General features: G+C 71.6%; 17 protein-coding genes and 2 pseudogenes. 11 read left to right on the top strand and 8 right to left on the bottom strand.

The annotated features are described in order from the left end of the window. The first annotated feature begins 21 nt into the window (after positions 1–21). The 3 genes from ABWK59_RS01015 to ABWK59_RS01005 are packed head-to-tail and all read left to right on the top strand — an operon-like array spanning position 22 to position 1,780. Complete coding sequence (locus ABWK59_RS01015) at positions 22–336, top strand: rhodanese-like domain-containing protein (protein ID WP_354637283.1); 315 nt, start codon at positions 22–24, stop codon at positions 334–336. Positions 337–361: 25 nt separating this feature from the next. Further along, entirely contained in the window at positions 362–751 is a 390-nt protein-coding gene (locus tag ABWK59_RS01010) for a DUF302 domain-containing protein (RefSeq protein WP_354637282.1), read from the top strand. 3 nt (positions 752–754) lie between these two features. After that, positions 755–1,780 carry an MMPL family transporter gene (locus ABWK59_RS01005; RefSeq protein WP_354637281.1) on the top strand — a complete coding sequence of 342 codons (1,026 nt, stop codon included), beginning with the start codon at positions 755–757 and terminating at the stop codon, positions 1,778–1,780. 20 nt (positions 1,781–1,800) lie between these two features. On the opposite strand, the pseudogene ABWK59_RS01000 reads toward ABWK59_RS01005, so the two are convergent. Continuing rightward, a pseudogene (locus ABWK59_RS01000) lies at positions 1,801–1,857 on the bottom strand (MBL fold metallo-hydrolase RNA specificity domain-containing protein); the annotation flags it as partial. Between ABWK59_RS01000 and ABWK59_RS00995 the strand changes: the two are divergent. Next, positions 1,837–2,097, top strand: coding sequence for a CBS domain-containing protein (locus ABWK59_RS00995; protein WP_354637280.1), 261 nt, complete (start codon positions 1,837–1,839; stop codon positions 2,095–2,097). The pseudogene ABWK59_RS01000 and the gene ABWK59_RS00995 sit on opposite strands and share 21 nt — an antisense overlap. Continuing rightward, positions 2,088–2,201: a hypothetical protein gene (locus ABWK59_RS00990; RefSeq protein ID WP_354644791.1), complete on the top strand. Its 114-nt coding sequence runs from the start codon at positions 2,088–2,090 to the stop codon at positions 2,199–2,201. Before ABWK59_RS00995 ends, ABWK59_RS00990 begins: the two co-directional genes overlap by 10 nt. Positions 2,202–2,641: 440 nt before the next feature. Here ABWK59_RS00990 and ABWK59_RS00985 read toward each other — a convergent pair whose 3' ends face one another. From ABWK59_RS00985 to ABWK59_RS00970, 4 genes are all read right to left on the bottom strand, one after another. Continuing rightward, positions 2,642–3,403, bottom strand: coding sequence for a CBS domain-containing protein (locus ABWK59_RS00985; protein ID WP_354637279.1), 762 nt, complete (start codon positions 3,401–3,403; stop codon positions 2,642–2,644). 502 nt (positions 3,404–3,905) lie between these two features. Next, positions 3,906–4,910, bottom strand: a complete 1,005-nt coding sequence (locus ABWK59_RS00980) for a 1-phosphofructokinase family hexose kinase (protein ID WP_354644790.1) — start codon at positions 4,908–4,910, stop codon at positions 3,906–3,908. A gap of 400 nt (positions 4,911–5,310) precedes the next feature. Beyond that, positions 5,311–5,604: a universal stress protein gene (locus tag ABWK59_RS00975; RefSeq protein WP_354637278.1), complete on the bottom strand. Its 294-nt coding sequence runs from the start codon at positions 5,602–5,604 to the stop codon at positions 5,311–5,313. 10 nt (positions 5,605–5,614) lie between these two features. Then, positions 5,615–5,875 (bottom strand): hypothetical protein, encoded by a 261-nt coding sequence (locus tag ABWK59_RS00970; RefSeq protein WP_354637277.1) that lies wholly within the window; start codon positions 5,873–5,875, stop codon positions 5,615–5,617. A gap of 599 nt (positions 5,876–6,474) precedes the next feature. Between ABWK59_RS00970 and ftsH the strand changes: the two genes are divergently transcribed. The 6 genes and pseudogenes from ftsH (at position 6,475) to ABWK59_RS00940 (ending at position 11,855) form a co-directional block, all read left to right on the top strand. Then, positions 6,475–8,421, top strand: a complete 1,947-nt coding sequence (gene ftsH, locus ABWK59_RS00965; RefSeq protein ID WP_354637276.1) for an ATP-dependent zinc metalloprotease FtsH — start codon at positions 6,475–6,477, stop codon at positions 8,419–8,421. 141 nt (positions 8,422–8,562) lie between these two features. Next, positions 8,563–9,924 (top strand): nicotinate phosphoribosyltransferase, encoded by a 1,362-nt coding sequence (locus tag ABWK59_RS00960; RefSeq protein ID WP_354637275.1) that lies wholly within the window; start codon positions 8,563–8,565, stop codon positions 9,922–9,924. 172 nt (positions 9,925–10,096) lie between these two features. Continuing rightward, positions 10,097–10,261 (top strand): annotated as a pseudogene (locus ABWK59_RS00955) (universal stress protein); the annotation flags it as partial. 108 nt (positions 10,262–10,369) lie between these two features. Then, complete coding sequence (locus tag ABWK59_RS00950; RefSeq protein WP_354645199.1) at positions 10,370–10,633, top strand: PspA/IM30 family protein; 264 nt, start codon at positions 10,370–10,372, stop codon at positions 10,631–10,633. A 408-nt stretch (positions 10,634–11,041) separates the two neighbouring features. After that, positions 11,042–11,185 (top strand): hypothetical protein, encoded by a 144-nt coding sequence (locus ABWK59_RS00945; RefSeq protein ID WP_354637274.1) that lies wholly within the window; start codon positions 11,042–11,044, stop codon positions 11,183–11,185. Positions 11,186–11,498: 313 nt separating this feature from the next. After that, positions 11,499–11,855 carry a hypothetical protein gene (locus tag ABWK59_RS00940; RefSeq protein WP_354637273.1) on the top strand — a complete coding sequence of 119 codons (357 nt, stop codon included), beginning with the start codon at positions 11,499–11,501 and terminating at the stop codon, positions 11,853–11,855. 336 nt (positions 11,856–12,191) lie between these two features. Here ABWK59_RS00940 and ABWK59_RS00935 read toward each other — a convergent pair whose 3' ends face one another. The 3 genes from ABWK59_RS00935 to ABWK59_RS00925 are packed head-to-tail and all read right to left on the bottom strand — an operon-like array spanning position 12,192 to position 14,370. Next, positions 12,192–13,274 (bottom strand): hypothetical protein, encoded by a 1,083-nt coding sequence (locus ABWK59_RS00935; protein WP_354637271.1) that lies wholly within the window; start codon positions 13,272–13,274, stop codon positions 12,192–12,194. Positions 13,275–13,296: 22 nt separating this feature from the next. After that, positions 13,297–13,533 (bottom strand): hypothetical protein, encoded by a 237-nt coding sequence (locus ABWK59_RS00930; protein ID WP_354637270.1) that lies wholly within the window; start codon positions 13,531–13,533, stop codon positions 13,297–13,299. A gap of 33 nt (positions 13,534–13,566) precedes the next feature. Then, positions 13,567–14,370, bottom strand: coding sequence for a ribosome hibernation promotion factor (locus ABWK59_RS00925; RefSeq protein WP_354637269.1), 804 nt, complete (start codon positions 14,368–14,370; stop codon positions 13,567–13,569). Positions 14,371–14,379: the final 9 nt, after the last annotated feature.

Raw genomic sequence — 14,379 nt, 5'->3', positions numbered from 1 at the left:
ATGGGTATTAAGAGGTGGATCATGGTTCTGGAAGTCGACATCGAGGCATTCGCCGCCGCCCGGGAGAGGGGGGCACTGGTGGTCGATGTGCGCGAAGGGTTCGAGTTCGCCGCGGGGCATGTGCCAGGGGCCCGTTGGATCCCGCTGGGGATGCTCGCGGAGAGCCTTGCCGATCTCCCTCGCGGCCGCGCCGTCATGGTGATCTGCGCCTCCGGGAACCGGAGCAAGGCCGGGGCCGTACTGCTCACCCGGGCCGGATTCGACGTTGCCTCCGTCCAGGGCGGTGTCGCCGCGTGGTCGCTCTCCGGCCGCGACCTGACCGTCCGAACCTCCTGACCCGACGCCACGAACGGACTGCAGCATGGACTACGGCATTCCCGTCACCCTCGACGTGCCCTTCGCCGATGCCGTCGAGCGGGTACGTGTCGCACTCGCCGAGCAGGGCTTCGGCATCCTCACCGAGATCGACGTCCGGGCCACCCTGCAGGCCAAGCTCGGCGAGGAGATCGAGGACTATCTGATCCTCGGTGCCTGCAACCCGCCGCTGGCCCACCGTGCGCTCCAGGCGGACCCGCGCATCGGACTGCTGCTGCCGTGCAACGTCGTGGTTCGTGCGACCGGCGGGCGCACGGTGGTCGAGGCGATGGACCCGCAGCTGATGGTGCGGGTCACCGAGCAGCCGGCGCTGGAGGCCGTCGCCGACGAGGCGGCCGCCCGCCTGCGCGCGGCGCTGGATGTCCTCGCGGGCTGACCGGTGCCGTCCGGGCCTGCCGCGGCGGGGATCCTGCTCGCCGGGGCCAAGGCGTCCCCCGACGACATGGTCCGCGCCGCCGACGACCTCAAGGGACCGCTGAACGCCCTGTCCACCGAGGGCGTCAGCGTCCACGCCACCGGCGCCTCGGTGCTGTGGAGCGACTTCAACAAGGCCAACCACGACGCCATGATGAAGTCCGAGATCATGTCCCGGCCGGTCACCCTCGCCATCCTGGTCCTCGCCTTCGGCTCACTCGTCGCCGCCGGACTGCCGCTGCTGCTCACCATGGCCGGGCTCGCGGCCTCCGCCGGATCGCTTGTCCTGATCAGCCACCTGTTCCCGGTCTCCATCCGGGCGATGAACTTCGCCATGATGTTCGCCCTCGCGCTCGGTTTCGACTACGCCCTCTTCCTGGTCGTCCGCTTCCGCAGCGCCCGCCTGGGACGCTCGCTGAGCAGCACCGAGGCGGGCGCCGAGACCATGGACACCGCGGGCAAGGCCGTCCTGCTGTCCGGTGCCACCGTGCTGGTCAGCCTCTCCGCCGTCATGCTCGTACCCTCCCCGGCGTTCCGCTCGATGGCCGGCGGCATCATGCTCGCCGTCCTGTTCGTCCTGGCCGCCACCCTCACCCTGCTGCCCGCCGTCCTCGGCAAGCTCGGCCACCGCGTCGACGCCCTCGCCCTGCCCTGGGTGAAGAGCGGCGAGCACCGCTCCCCGCGCTATGCCGCATGGGGCGAACGCCTCTGGAAGCACCCACTGCGCTACGGCGCCCTCGCCCTGGCCGCGCTGATCGCCCTCGCCGCGCCCGTGATCGGACTGCGCACCGCGATGCCCTCGATCACCGTCATCCCGAGCGACGCCAGCGCCCGCGCCGGCTACACCGCTGTCCAGCAGGCGTTCGGGCCCGGCGCCCCGGGCACCCTGCAGATCGTCACCCCCGTCGGAGCGGCCGCGGACGTCGCGGCACAGGTCGTACGGACACCCGGCATCGCCGGCGTGATGCCCGCCGAGCCGTGGACGAGGTAGGTGGCGCTGGGCGGTGGCGCGTGGCGGAGCCAGTCGATGATCTCGGCGGCGTCGGCGTGGGCGGAGAAGGCGGGCATGCCACCAGTCCGACCGCCGAAGCCGCCCGGGCCATGGCTCGCGGCCACTTCGAGCGCCTCCCGGTGGTCGACGCCGAGGACTGTCTGATCGGCATCGTCAGCCGCAGCGACCTGCTGAAGATCCACCTGCGCACCGACGAGGACCTCGCCGACCAGGTGAGGTTCGAACTCCTCGCCGTGCTGACCCCGAACAGGCTTCGGCCGTCGACGTCCGCGCAGAGGAGGGACGGATCACGCTGAGCGGGACGCTGCCCGACGCTTCGGCACTGCCGGTGTTGGAACGTCTGGTGCGTGCCGTCCCCGGCGTGGTGGACGCCGAGGCCAGGCTCGTCGCACCCGACTGACGCGTCTCCACGACGCTCCCCACGGAGGGGCCGACCCGCTCGACCCTCCGGGTTGCGACCTGTTCGTTGGCGCGCCTCGATCGATCCGCGGACCTCGCCGGTGAGTGACCGCAGCCGTTCGGGAACCTTGCGCATTGCGGGTCGACGATACGGCGGGCGGCGTTCGGGGGTTCCGCGAGATCGGTTTTCCGGCGAAGCGCAATGTTGGGCGGCTCCAGATCCCGGTACGTCCGACACCGCGCCTGGCCCTGGCATCGGAACGCCGGGAACCCCTCGACGGCGGCCGCCGCCTCCGGGATGGTCGGGTGCCGGGCTCGTACATCCCGCGAGAACAGCCGTCAACGGCCTCATCGAGGGCCTGGCCGGCGAGATCGACACCAAGGCCGCCCAGGGGCAGGAGAGCTGACATCGCTTCGAGCGACAACCAGAACGAGGGCCGGTCAGGGGTGTTCAGTCGTGCGCGCCGGGTCGGGAGGGGTGGTCGCGCGGCCTGGTGGTTGGCTGACGTCCGGCGCCGGGGGCCGGGTGAGGTCGATCAGGGTGTCGTCGGTGGCGAAGGCAAGGTTCTGGCGGACATCGAGCACGCCGTCGACTGTGCGGCACAGGCCCTCGACGATCGGGATGAGACTCTTGCGCTCGACTCTCCCGGACAGCGTGACCACGCCGTCATGGACGGTCAGGTTGACGGCCCGGAGGGCGCTGGCAGGCTGCGGCAGCGTCTTCTCCAGCACCTCGTGGACGACCTCGGCTCCGATCTCCCGGTCGGCGCGAAGGAATGGCTGCAGCAGGTCGCACCGGCTCACGATGCCGATGATCATGTCCTCCGCCCCGATCACCGGAAGCCGCTTGAGTTTCCTGCGATCCATGACCTTGGCCGCCTCGGCGATGTTCCAGCCGGCTCGTGCGGTCACCACCGGGGTGGTCATCAGTCCGTCCGCCGTCATGGCCTGAGCGCGTGCGTGCTCGCGGCGTCGAAGCCGGCGCAGGACCGCCCGGTGGTCCTCGGCGTCCCACAGGACGGCCTCCTTGCGGATCAGATCGGCCTCCGAAACGATCCCGAGCACGTGCCTGCGCTCGTCCACGATCGGAACGGCGGTGATGTCGTTGCGGTGGAACAGTTCAAGGATCTCCTTGAAGGTGGTCTCCGGCTGTGCGACGACGACGTCGTGCGTCATCACGTCGTGAACGGTCCGCCGGCTCATGGTCCAGCTCCTTCCCGATCACCCTCGCCTCGGTGCCGGGCGTGTGCGGCCCAGTCACCACGATGCATCCAGGTGGAACCTCTCACAAGGCCAGCCGGCTCGGTTGTCTGCCAGTGGCGTGCGTGGGTGGGCCGGGTGGTGAGGTCGTGGCTTGGGGGCAGGATCGCCAGTTCAGGTCGTCGGCCACATCCTCGTCGTCGCGGGGTGCGGCACCTCCACCGGCCACGAGGAACGGAACGATCGAGCTGCCAGCGAGTTCAACTGATCGACTCCCCGAACTTCTCCGTCCGGGTGGGGCGTCGGCAGTCCGCCGTGCAGCGCACGCCGTGCTTCCTCCGGTCGCAGCACAGGTGTGGAGTGCTCCGGGAAGCGGCTCGAACCGCAAGGTCGCGCCCGGGTGGCCTCGCGTGCGCAGCCGCGGCGGTCCGGATGGGAGGCACACGGACGCGTCGGTGCTTGCCAGGTGGCGTACCCGGTGGCGGAACGGGTCCCGGTGGGCGGTTCAGCCTGCAAGCCGGTTGATCCGCACCGCGGGGCGGAGCGACTCGGCCACCTCCCGGTCGCACGGTTCGGTGCCGGGGGTGAGCATCGATGCGGCAGCCGCGGCGACCCCGAGTGCGCAGGCGTCGACCGGGTCGTCACCCTCGGCCAACCGGGTGACGATCGCGGCGATCATGCCGTCCCCGGCCCCGGCGTCGCTGAGGGGCTCTCCGGGCAGTGGCGGTGCATGCAGCTCCATGTGCCCCTGACCGGTGGAGCACAGCGCGCCGAGTTCCCCCAGGGTGGTGATGGCGATCTCGGCCGCGCCGGCGGCGAGCAGTTGCTCGTTGACAGTGCGGGCGTCGTCGAAGGTGTGCACGGCCCGGCCGACGAGATACGAGGCCTCGCTGCGGTTGCATCTGCGCAGGAAGACGGCCTCGTGCAGCGACTCGCGCAGGGCCGGTCCCGAGGTGTCCAGCAACAGTCTGGAGCCGGCTCTCCTGACCCGGCGGGCGACGGCCGTGTAGAAGTCGTCGCGCAGGCCGCCGGGCAGGCTGCCACTGGCCACGACGTACCGGTGGGCGCCCGCTGCCCGCTCCAGCAGGTCCAGGCAGTACCGTGCCTCGTCGTCGTCGAGTCGTGGGCCGCGCGGCACGATGTGGTAGCTGCGGCGTGACTCGGTCTCGAACAGCACGAACGCTTCGCGGGTTTCACCCGTGATCCTGAAGGCGAGGTGGTCGATGCCCTCCTCGTCCAGTAGCCGGTTCAGGCGCTGGCCGATCTCCTGGCCGGCCGTGTGGACGGCGGTTGCCCGTCCCCCGAACCGCGCCACGCCGCGGGCGACGTTGATCCCTCCACCGCCGGCGGCCACGTACCTGACCTGGGCGCGGGTTTTGCCGATGGCCACCAGGTGGTCGATGTCGCAGCAGATGTCGACCGTGGGGTTCATCGTGAGAGTGAGGACCGGTGGTGGGCTCTCCCCGCCGCTTCCCGCTGCGGGCCGGCCCGGCGCCTCGGCGGCGCTCATCGCAGTGGCCCGGCGGTCGTTGTCGCCGAAGCCACCGCCCGGCGTCCGGTCTGCTCGGCGCCAGTGCACGCGTCGTCGCTCGCCGCATGTTGGCGGAATGGCTCGTTGCCTCCGCCGCCAGACGTCTCTCGGCCGGTCGGGAGAGTGGAGGCGATGATCGATCCGTCCGGTGTCGGAGCGTGAAGCGCGATCCGGCCGACATCGTCCTGGAGGGGAGCAGCGACTCGTGCCGCTTCTGCGGCCCGCACAGTGGTCGGCAGGGTGTGGGTGTCCCCACGCAGGGAGGGGTGGGACCCGACGGGGCAGCGCTCGAACGGGCGCAGGATCAGGGGCCGCCGGTGCGGATGTCCGTGCAGCAGATCGGCAGCCATCCCCAATCTCCTTACTTTCTCCGGGTCCTTCAGCGGCGGCTGGTCCGGATCACGCGGGTGCGCGAAGCAGCGTGGGACCGGCGTTCGACGCCGTGCGACCGGTACTGCTCCCGCAGGTCCGCTTCCGTGTCCTCGAGGAGCCGCTGCGCCGTGACGGTCTCCAGGGGCATGTCTGGGGACTCTACCGTTGTTCCGGGCGTGGTGATCCATACGTGCAGCAGGTGGAGCGCGAACCCGTGCCGTTTCGCCTGGCGGGCTGCCCAGTGAGCGGCGGACATGCTCTCGGGGGTTCCGTCGAGCCCGACGATGATCTCTGGTTGCATGGGGGGCGACCTATGAGTCTGCGGCGGTTCGGCCGACCCGGTGGGTGGAGGGCGTGGAGGACCAATCCCAGGTGATCGCCTGGATCGCTTCCCTGGGGACGGTGTGGACGGTCGCCGTCGGCGCGGTGTCGTCCTTGACGAGATGGACCCAGGGGCCGTCCAGTTGCAGGTGGAGCGGGTTCCATGCGTCGTCGATCACTTCGTTGGTCGCGGTGATCGCTCCCTGGCCGGTGAACTTGACCGTGGCCTCGTGGAAGCCGTCCGGGTTCATGGCAAACCCTCCTCGACATCGGTGTACTTCCAGCCTGTGACGGGGCTGAGGTTCGCGCATCCGAGCCGTCGGCCTGCCGCGTCGGCGGGTGAGCTGGCTCCAGGACGAGCAGCCGCGGGAACTCCCAGCGGACCAGCATCGCGTACGGGGCCAGCGCACCGGCCGCCACCTGCTTCGCCTGCTCTGGTTCGCTCTGGCCCGTGGCGAGCACGGCCGGGTCTGCGGAACGGACAAGGCACAGCGGCACGCGGCGGAGTTCAGCCCTGCGGGCGGCGTATCGGACGATCCCGGTGGCGGCGGTTTCCGAGTCCACTCCCGCCACGACCGACGGAGCGGCGCTCGTCGCAGTGTCCACCGGCGCTCCCGTACGCGGTACCGCAGTCGATCTGCCCGAAGGCGCACCCGCGGGCTGCGCCGGACCGGTGCGCCTTGTGGCCAGGGTCTCGCTGACACCCGGGCCGTTCAGCGCGGGCGGTCTGCCCACGCGTCGGTCGGCTGCTTCTCCCTTTCGCGTACCGGCCCTGCGGGCCCGGGTGGGTGGACCGACCGGCCCTGCCCGGGTTCTTCTCGGCGATGGACGATGGAAACGGAGGAACGAGATGATCGCACGCAGCCGCTTCCCCGCCCGGCATCCGACCGGGCGGGCCAAGCCCGGGCCGCCGCCGGACCCGCCGAAGCCCGCGTCAACGGCACCGCCGCCGAATTGGCGGCGGTGGCTCCTGCCGGTCGCCATTGCCGTGACGATGCTGTTCGTCCTGCTGACCCGGACCCCGTCCGGCACGGGGACCCGGTACACCTACACGGACTTCACCGGCCGGGTGAACGCCGGCCAGGTCAAAACCGTCGAGATCACCGACAAGGGCGCTGTGAGCGGCACCCTCAAGGACGGCACGAAGTTCACCACCCAGATCCCGACCGCACTGGACAGCAGCGGGCTCACCCGGCAGCTGCAGTCCCAGCAGGTCGAGATCACGGCGAAGACCACCAGCGGCAGCTCTGCTCTGACCACCCTGCTCGTCTTCCTGCCGCTGATCGCCATCGTGGGGCTGTTCCTCTGGTCCGGCCGGATGGCGACCAGGGCGATGAGCGGCGGCCTGAGCGCGGTCGGACGGTCCCGCGCGAAGATCATCGAAGCGGAGCGGCCGAACACCCGCTTCGCCGACGTCGCCGGCTACCAGGGCGTGAAACAGGAGGTCAGCGAGGTCGTCGACTTCCTGCGCAGCCCCGAGCGGTACGCGGCCGCCGGCGCGAAGGGGCCGCGCGGGGTGATCATGGTCGGCCCGCCGGGGACCGGCAAGACGCTGCTGGCCCGCGCGGTCGCCGGGGAGGCCGAAGTGCCGTTCCTGTCGGTGACCGGCTCCGCGTTCGTCGAGATGTTCGTCGGGGTCGGCGCCTCCCGCGTCCGCGACCTCTTCGAGGAGGCGCGCAAGCGGGCACCCTCGATCATCTTCATCGACGAGATCGACGCCGTCGGCGCCCGGCGCGGCGGCGGAGCGCGGCTCGGCGGGAACGACGAACGGGAGCAGACCCTCAACCAGCTGCTCGCCGAGATGGACGGCTTCGACCAGTCCACCGGCATCGTCGTCCTCGCGGCGACCAACCGCCCCGACGCCCTCGACCCCGCCCTGCTGCGCCCGGGCCGGTTCGACCGCCAGGTCACCGTGCCACTGCCGAACCAGGGCGAGCGCGCGGCGATCCTCGCCGTCCACGCCCACGGCAAGACGCTCGCCGAGGACGTCGAGTTGGACCGCATCGCCCGGGGCACCCCGGGGTTCTCCGGGGCGGACCTGGCGAACCTGGTGAACGAGGCCGCCATCAACGCCGTACGGGCCGAGCGCACCGTCATCACCGCTGACGACCTCGACACCGCCCGCGACCGGATCCTTCTCGGCCGGCGGGAGCCTTCCAACGCCCTGCTCCCGGAGGAACGCCGCGCGGTCGCCGTCCACGAGTCCGGCCACGCCCTGATGGCCGCGCTGTGCGAGCACGCGGACCCGGTCGCCAAGGTCACCATCCTGCCCGCCGGCGTGAGCCTCGGCGCCACCGAACAACTCCCCGAGGCCGAGCGGCATCTCTACAGCCAGGGCTACCTGCAGGACCTGCTGACCGTCCAACTCGGTGGCCGGGCCGCCGAACTGGTTGTCTTCGGCGAGGGCTCCAGCGGTGCCGCCAACGACCTCGCCAACGCCACCGTCGTCGCCACCCGCATGGTCCGCGAGTTCGGCCTCTCCACCACCCTGGGACCCGTCGGCTACGCGGCTGGCACCCCCCAGTACCTCGGCGAGAACCTCGACGACCGGCTGCGCCGCCCCTACTCCGAGCAGACCCAGCGGACGGTCGACGAAGAGGTGGCGCGACTGCTCCGACAGGCCGAGAAGCGGGCGATCGACCTCCTGCGCGCCTACCGCAGGCACCTCGACGAACTCGCCGGGCTGCTGATGGCGCAGGAGACGGTGGACGGGAAGGTCGTGCTCGCCATTCTCGGCGCGGAGCCGCCGCCCACGCCGCTCGGTAAACCAGCGGAACATTCCCGGGTTCCCGACTGAGCCCAGTCGGCACCCGCTGGCCACCGAGGCCGGCGCGAACCGCTTGGCGTGCCTCCTCGCCGAGGGCCCTGCAGCCGCGTCCTGCCGTGCCCGGTGGATGGTGGGAGCCTGGTGGGGTGGGTGCTCCGCCGGAGGTGCCGTGTGTCAGAGGCCCGGATCACTGACCTGTACGAGGTGACGATGGCCCACTCGTACCTGGCGGAGGGCATGACCGCCCCCGCCACGTTCAGCCTGTTCGTGCGGAAGCTGCCGCCCGGTCGCGGGTTCCTGGTCGCGGCGGGCCTGGAACCGGTCCTGGACCACCTTGCCCGGGTGCGGGCCGACCAGGAGGACGTGAAGGCCTTCGCCGCGGCGCTCGGCCGGCCGTGCCACGACCTGGAGCCGCTGCTCGGGCTCGGTTTCGGCGGGGAGGTGTGGGCGGTGCCGGAGGGGCGGATCGTCCTGGCCGGCGAGCCGTTGCTGGAGGTGACCGCGCCGCTGCCGGAAGCGCAGATGGTGGAGTCGTTCCTGCTCAACCAGGTGTGCCACCAGACGGCTGTGGCGTCCAAGGCCGCTCGCTGCGTGCTGGCGTCGGGGGGCCGTCCGGTGGTGGACTTCTCGCTGAGGCGCACTCACGGGCTGCAGGCGGGTGAGCAGGCCGCCCGGCTGGGTGCCATGGTCGGCTTCGCGGGTACCAGCAACGTGTCCGCCGCGCACACGTTCGGGCTGCGCGCGGTCGGGACGATGGCGCACTCGTACGTCGAGGCGTTCGGTGACGAGGCGGAGGCGTTCCGGGCCTTCGCCCGCGCCCACCCGGGTCCGGTGACGTTCCTGGTGGACACCTACGACACCGGTGCCGGGGTCGCCGTCGCGGCCCGCGTCCTGCGGGAACTGGGGCTTCACGACGGGTGCGCGGTCCGCCTCGACAGCGGGGATCTCGGCGCCCTCGCCGTCTTGGCTCGGAAGGTCCTCGACGCCGCCGGGCTGCCGAGGGTGCGGATCACCGCGAGCGGCGGCCTCGACGAGTACGCCATCGACGCTCTCGTGCGGTCCGGAGCACCGATCGACCTGTTCGCCGTCGGCACGCTCGTCGGGGTCTCGGCCGACGCGCCCTATCTGGACGCCGCGTACAAGCTGGTCAGCTACGACGGGCGGCCGATGATGAAGCTGTCCGCAGCCAAGGTGACGGCACCCGGCGCCAAGCAGGTCTTCCGCGGGCCCGGGTTCGCCGACACGATCGGATTGCGCGACGAGCCCGCACCACGCGGGACCAGCCCGCTGCTGGAGCGGGTCATGGCGGACGGACAGCGCACCGTCCCGCCACGTTCGCTCGCCCAGGCTCGCGCGGCCTTCGAGTTCGACCTTGCAGAGCTCCCCGCAGCCGCCCGCGGCCTCGTCGACCCGGCCGCCCCGCGAGCCGCGACCTCCGAGCGCCTGCGCCGCCTCACGGAGGAGGTCCGGGGCCGGATCGAGGACCGGCTGCGAGCTGTCGGAGCAGCGGACCCGCGGACGCACACGGGCTGACGCACGAAGTCGGCAGACGGTGCCTGCTCATCGCGGCAGGAGCCCGTGAGTCAGCGTGCGGACCCGGTGGATCCGGTCGACGCCGCCAGAAGAACACGTTCGAGCACGGCAATCCTCTCGCCTGGCGAGCGGCTGCCCAGGAGATCTTCGGCCGGGATCGGAATGGCGAGTGATGGTTGACAGGCAGACCCGCGAGAAGATCGTTGCCGGGGTTGACGGATCCGAGCAGTCCCGGCGGGCCCTGCGCTGGGCGGTGCGGCAGGCGGAGCTGACCGGCGCTGCGGTGGACGCCGTCCTCGCCTGGGAGCCGCCGTTCTCCGGATGGGGCGGCAACGTCCCCGTGCCCGAGGAGAAGGCGTTCGGGAACAGTAAGGGCGGAGGCGGAGACACGCGTGGCCGAGACGGTGTCCGGCATCGGGCGGGAGCTCGGGACGTCGGAGCGGCGGTGCAGCGCGCCACGGATCGGACGGAGCAACTGCAGGCCCGCTCGGCAGCGGTGGATGAGTTGATGGCCTCCGGTGCCCTGGAGAGCGTCGGGCCGAAGGGCACGGACGAGGTCCGGATCGAGCTGGAGCGGATCACCGCGGACCGCGATGTGGAGGACGAGCTGAAGCGGCTGAAGGCGAAGTTGCCCGCGGCGCCGGAGACGGACGACGAGCCGGGGACGGGAACCAGGCGTGCGGAATCCGGAGGGGAGCCGTCGACGTGAACACACCACGGAGGCCGTGCGAAGGCGTTCCCACCGCTTCCGGCGCTGCCCCTTCATCGTCTGGCGGTGGCGGGGCAGCGCTCCTGACCGTGCGGCGTGCTCGTCGCAGCGGCACGCTGCTCGCCGGGGCGGGTAGCCGCATCGTGATCGTGTCGCGTTCGCTCGGCAGCGGGATCGTGGATGTCGAGCCGCGCCGGCAGGAACGGTGGTCAGCCCACCCAGTGCTGAGCCGAGACGGTGCGTGGTGAGGAAGCGCTCATGTCAGAGCACTTCGAGGTCGAGCCGTTGGGTGATCACGAGTACCTTCTGCGGGCACATGCCGGTGAGGAGGTGATCGAGTCGCGCTTCCGGGCCAGCAATGCGGTCGCCTAGCAGCTTTACGCCGCGGCGGCGGATGAGCAGCGGCTCGTGGAGGAGACGGCGGAGTTCCTCGCTGAGCGGCAGCCCGTCGTCGACCTGCCGCCGATGGTGGATCTCGACGACGTGGTGGCCTGCTACGACGACTACCTGGAGCGGCTCGAGCAGCGCACAGCCGCCTCACCCGCGCCGTAGCCCAACGCTGCGGCTGGCGATGCTGCGCAGTACGCACGGGGTTGTGTGGTGCTTCCCGGAGAGAGACGGTGGAGGTGTCGCTGGATGCGTGCCGCCCGCCCGCGTGCGGCGCTGCGTGTTCTGCCGCTCGGTGACGGAGCTGGCGTGCCGTGAGGCTGGAGCGCAGTCGACCGGGCGCCCGCCGGGAGCACGGTCGTGGAGAGGACGCGCGGCCTGGACCCGGGCGCGAGCCTCGACGGGTGAGGAGCGGATGCCGATGGCCGGGACCGCGAGACGGCGGAGCGACGGCAGGGACCCTCGCCCTGCGCGGGTCGTGCCGACGATCGAGGTGGAGGTCCGCGGTGAGATGCCGCCGGATTCGGCTGAGTACGCGCGCACGATGGTGCTCGCCGTCGCGCGTCATGCGCGCGAGTCGGTGCTGTCCGCGCGGGTGCGGCTGACACAGGGGCGGGATCCGAAGGCAGAGCGGTCGGTGGTCGCTCGGGCGACCATGGACGTGAACGGGAGGCCCGCACGGGCACGGGTGGCGGCGGAGACGACACACGAGGCGATCGATCTGCTGAGGAACCGGCTCGACTACCGGCTGGCCCGGCTGGAGCACTGGAGACTCTGGCCCGGCTCGATGTCGGCCGACCCGTACGAGCAACGCCCGGGCCAGCCGAAGCCGTGAGGCTTCGAGGGCAGGGGCCGGTTGGCCCTGGCGCGGAGGCAGGGCGCGAGTAGCGTGGGAATTGGCCTGCAGGGCGAGCGAGGGAGCTCGGCCGGAGCGGCCCCGGACGGCAACTGCGCCGCTCGGGGCTGATCTCGACGGTCGGGCTGAGAGGCCGGAGGGTGGTCGACGAGACCCCGACGGCGACTTCCATGACCTGATCCGGGCAATGCCGGCGTAGGGAGCCCACCTTGCAGGCTCCGCCACGGGGAAGGACACCCGTGTCGCCCGCAGATCAGCTGCGGGACCGACGCGGGTCGCCGGTGCCCGGGCTCGGCCCGGATCACTGCGCTCGGTTCACCCGGCGACGTCCGGGTAGCGGAGCAGGGCTCCCATGCCGTCCGGGAGGGGCAGTTCGTCGCGGGGGACGACGATGAGTTCCGCGCCGGTGCCGACGATGGCGCGGATGAGGGCGGCATCGGCGGGTTCCTCCCAGGGCTTTGTGATGCCGAGGGATTGCAGCTCGCGTTGGGTGAGGCCGATCTGCTTGGGGGCGAGGCCGACCCACAGCCGCCGGTGCAGGTCGAAAGGGTCGTTGATCAGGACGGCTTCGGCCTGGCCATGGTGCAGGGCGGTGACGGTGGCCGAGAGGCCCTCGACCGCGCCGCTGCGGCGGGCGCGGCACGCCAGGAACCGGTCGACGCCGGACTGGTCGTGGGCCGAGAGGCGGCCGTGGAAGAGGTAGCCGAGTTCGTCCTCCAGCAGGGCGCGTTCGGGCCGAGCGTCCCAGCCGTTGCTGTCGATGCCGACGGCGCGATCACGCAGTCGCTTGGGCAGGTCGCGGGCGAGGGTGTTGCGGGCCCAGTGGTCGCCCGACAGGTCGACAGCCTCGGCGCCGGTCCGGTCGGCGAGCTCGGCGAGTTGCACGGCGACCTCGGCGGAGGCCTGCCTCCACTCGTCCGCGGGCACGCGGCGCCGGGAGCGGTGTCCCGGGGCGACCTTGGCGGTGGGCCATCGACCGGCCTGCAGATCGGCCTCCAGCTCGCCGCCGGGTTCGGTGACGCGGTGCACGGCGGCGGCCGCGTAGGGGATGTCGGGGGCGTGCTGCAGGGCGAGGGGCATGGCGTCGGGCAGCATCGTGAGGCGGGCGGTGTCCCGGGGCGGTGGTTCGGGCAGCTCCTCGGCGAGGGCGAGACGCCCGTGCGCGGCGAAGACGGCCTGTCCGTGCCGGCCCGGAAGGTCGCGGTCGGTGCCGATCGTTCGGACGACGGCACCGACGGTGGCCAGGTCGGCGCCCTGGTCGGACAGTTGGCTCTCCAGGCGGTGTCGGCGCAGGTCGATGGCTTGGTCGGGGTCGTCGAGATCGCGCGAGGTGTCGACGTAGGCGCAGGCGAAGGGGCCCTGCCGGGCGTACAGCGGGCCGAGGAAGGTCAGCTTCATCGCGGGTCGCTCCGGTGGGCGTTCAAAGTCCTTGGGCGAGCAGGAGTTCGTGGGCCAGGCGGGCGGCGCGGGCCGACCGCTTGGGGTCGGGTTCCTGGTCGGGGATTTCCTCGAGCCCCTGGATCAGGGCGCGGATGGCCTGGCCGAGGGCCTGAACCTGGGCTTCGAGCAGTTCGACGCGTTCGACGGCGCTTTCGAGGTCGCGTCCGGTCGGGTGGAGGGTTACGCCCGGCGGGTCGCCAGTCGTGTCGGGTGTCATGGCGGGTTCCCTTTCGAGGAGGTGGCGGCTGGGCTATTCGGCGGGGGTGATCAGGCCGTAGTGGCCGTCGTAGCGGTGGTAGAGGACGTTTCCGCGCCCGGTGACGTCGTCGGTGTAGAACACGAACGGCTGCCCGAGTTCGTCCATGCGCCGTTTCGCGGTGGCGGAGTTCATCCGGGGTGCGGGGGCGGGGCTGACGGTCAGCGTCACGGCGGTGGTGCCGAGCTTTCCGGGGTGGGAGTGGACCTGGGCGAGCCGGTAGCCGGTGGGTGCGGCGCGGTAGAGGACGCTGTCCTCGCCGGTATTGATCTCGGTGAACAGGTGGAAGCCGTAGTCCATGCTGTCCATCTCGAAGGCGGCCTCGTCGACGCTCTCGCGGGCCAGGGAGAAGGACTTGTGCCGGATGATCTCGCGGTCCTCCGGCGGGCGGGGAAAGTGTTCTGGCCGGTGGGTGGGCTCGTCCCCGTGCCGCCACTCGTGCGCGCCGGCAGTTGGCATGCCGCCGCGCTGGGCCTCCCAGTGCCTGCGCAGCCGAGCCAGTTGCAGGGCGAGGCGGTCGCGCAGCAGGTCGATCGCCTCCGGCATGGACTCGGCGGCGACGTGGGCGCGGGCGGGGCGGCCGTTGACGTCGAGGTTGGCCTGGGCGGTGAACGGCCGCTTGGTGGTGGGGTTGTGCATCCGGGTGAGCCGGATCCGCACCGACAGGACGGGATCGCGGACCTCGTCGAGGAGGGTGAGCACTTTGTTGCGGGCGAGTTCCGCCATGCCGGGCGGGAGGTCGCCCTGCGCTTCGAGCTCGACTTCGGGGGTCTGGCTGGCCACTGGATCGGTTGCCATCGGATGCCC

Origin of the sequence: Kitasatospora sp. HUAS MG31 (assembly GCF_040571325.1) — a bacterium.
Taxonomy (GTDB): Bacteria; Actinomycetota; Actinomycetes; order Streptomycetales; family Streptomycetaceae; genus Kitasatospora; species Kitasatospora camelliae.
Note: the sequence above shows the minus strand (reverse complement) of the source record. Positions and strands in the feature narration are given on the sequence as shown.

What these genes read in the sequence shown, in the direction of transcription:
- ABWK59_RS00970 (WP_354637277.1), bottom strand. Translation starts at nt 5,875, where the DNA reads ATGAACCCGGACGGCTTCCACGAGGCCACGGTCAAGTTCACCGGCCAG.
- ABWK59_RS00975 (WP_354637278.1), bottom strand. Translation starts at nt 5,604, where the DNA reads ATGCAACCAGAGATCATCGTCGGGCTCGACGGAACCCCCGAGAGCATG.
- ftsH (WP_354637276.1), top strand. Translation starts at nt 6,475, where the DNA reads ATGATCGCACGCAGCCGCTTCCCCGCCCGGCATCCGACCGGGCGGGCC.
- ABWK59_RS00925 (WP_354637269.1), bottom strand. Translation starts at nt 14,370, where the DNA reads ATGGCAACCGATCCAGTGGCCAGCCAGACCCCCGAAGTCGAGCTCGAA.
- ABWK59_RS00935 (WP_354637271.1), bottom strand. Translation starts at nt 13,274, where the DNA reads ATGAAGCTGACCTTCCTCGGCCCGCTGTACGCCCGGCAGGGCCCCTTC.
- ABWK59_RS00985 (WP_354637279.1), bottom strand. Translation starts at nt 3,403, where the DNA reads ATGAGCCGGCGGACCGTTCACGACGTGATGACGCACGACGTCGTCGTC.
- ABWK59_RS01015 (WP_354637283.1), top strand. Translation starts at nt 22, where the DNA reads ATGGTTCTGGAAGTCGACATCGAGGCATTCGCCGCCGCCCGGGAGAGG.
- ABWK59_RS00980 (WP_354644790.1), bottom strand. Translation starts at nt 4,910, where the DNA reads ATGAGCGCCGCCGAGGCGCCGGGCCGGCCCGCAGCGGGAAGCGGCGGG.
- ABWK59_RS00930 (WP_354637270.1), bottom strand. Translation starts at nt 13,533, where the DNA reads ATGACACCCGACACGACTGGCGACCCGCCGGGCGTAACCCTCCACCCG.
- ABWK59_RS01010 (WP_354637282.1), top strand. Translation starts at nt 362, where the DNA reads ATGGACTACGGCATTCCCGTCACCCTCGACGTGCCCTTCGCCGATGCC.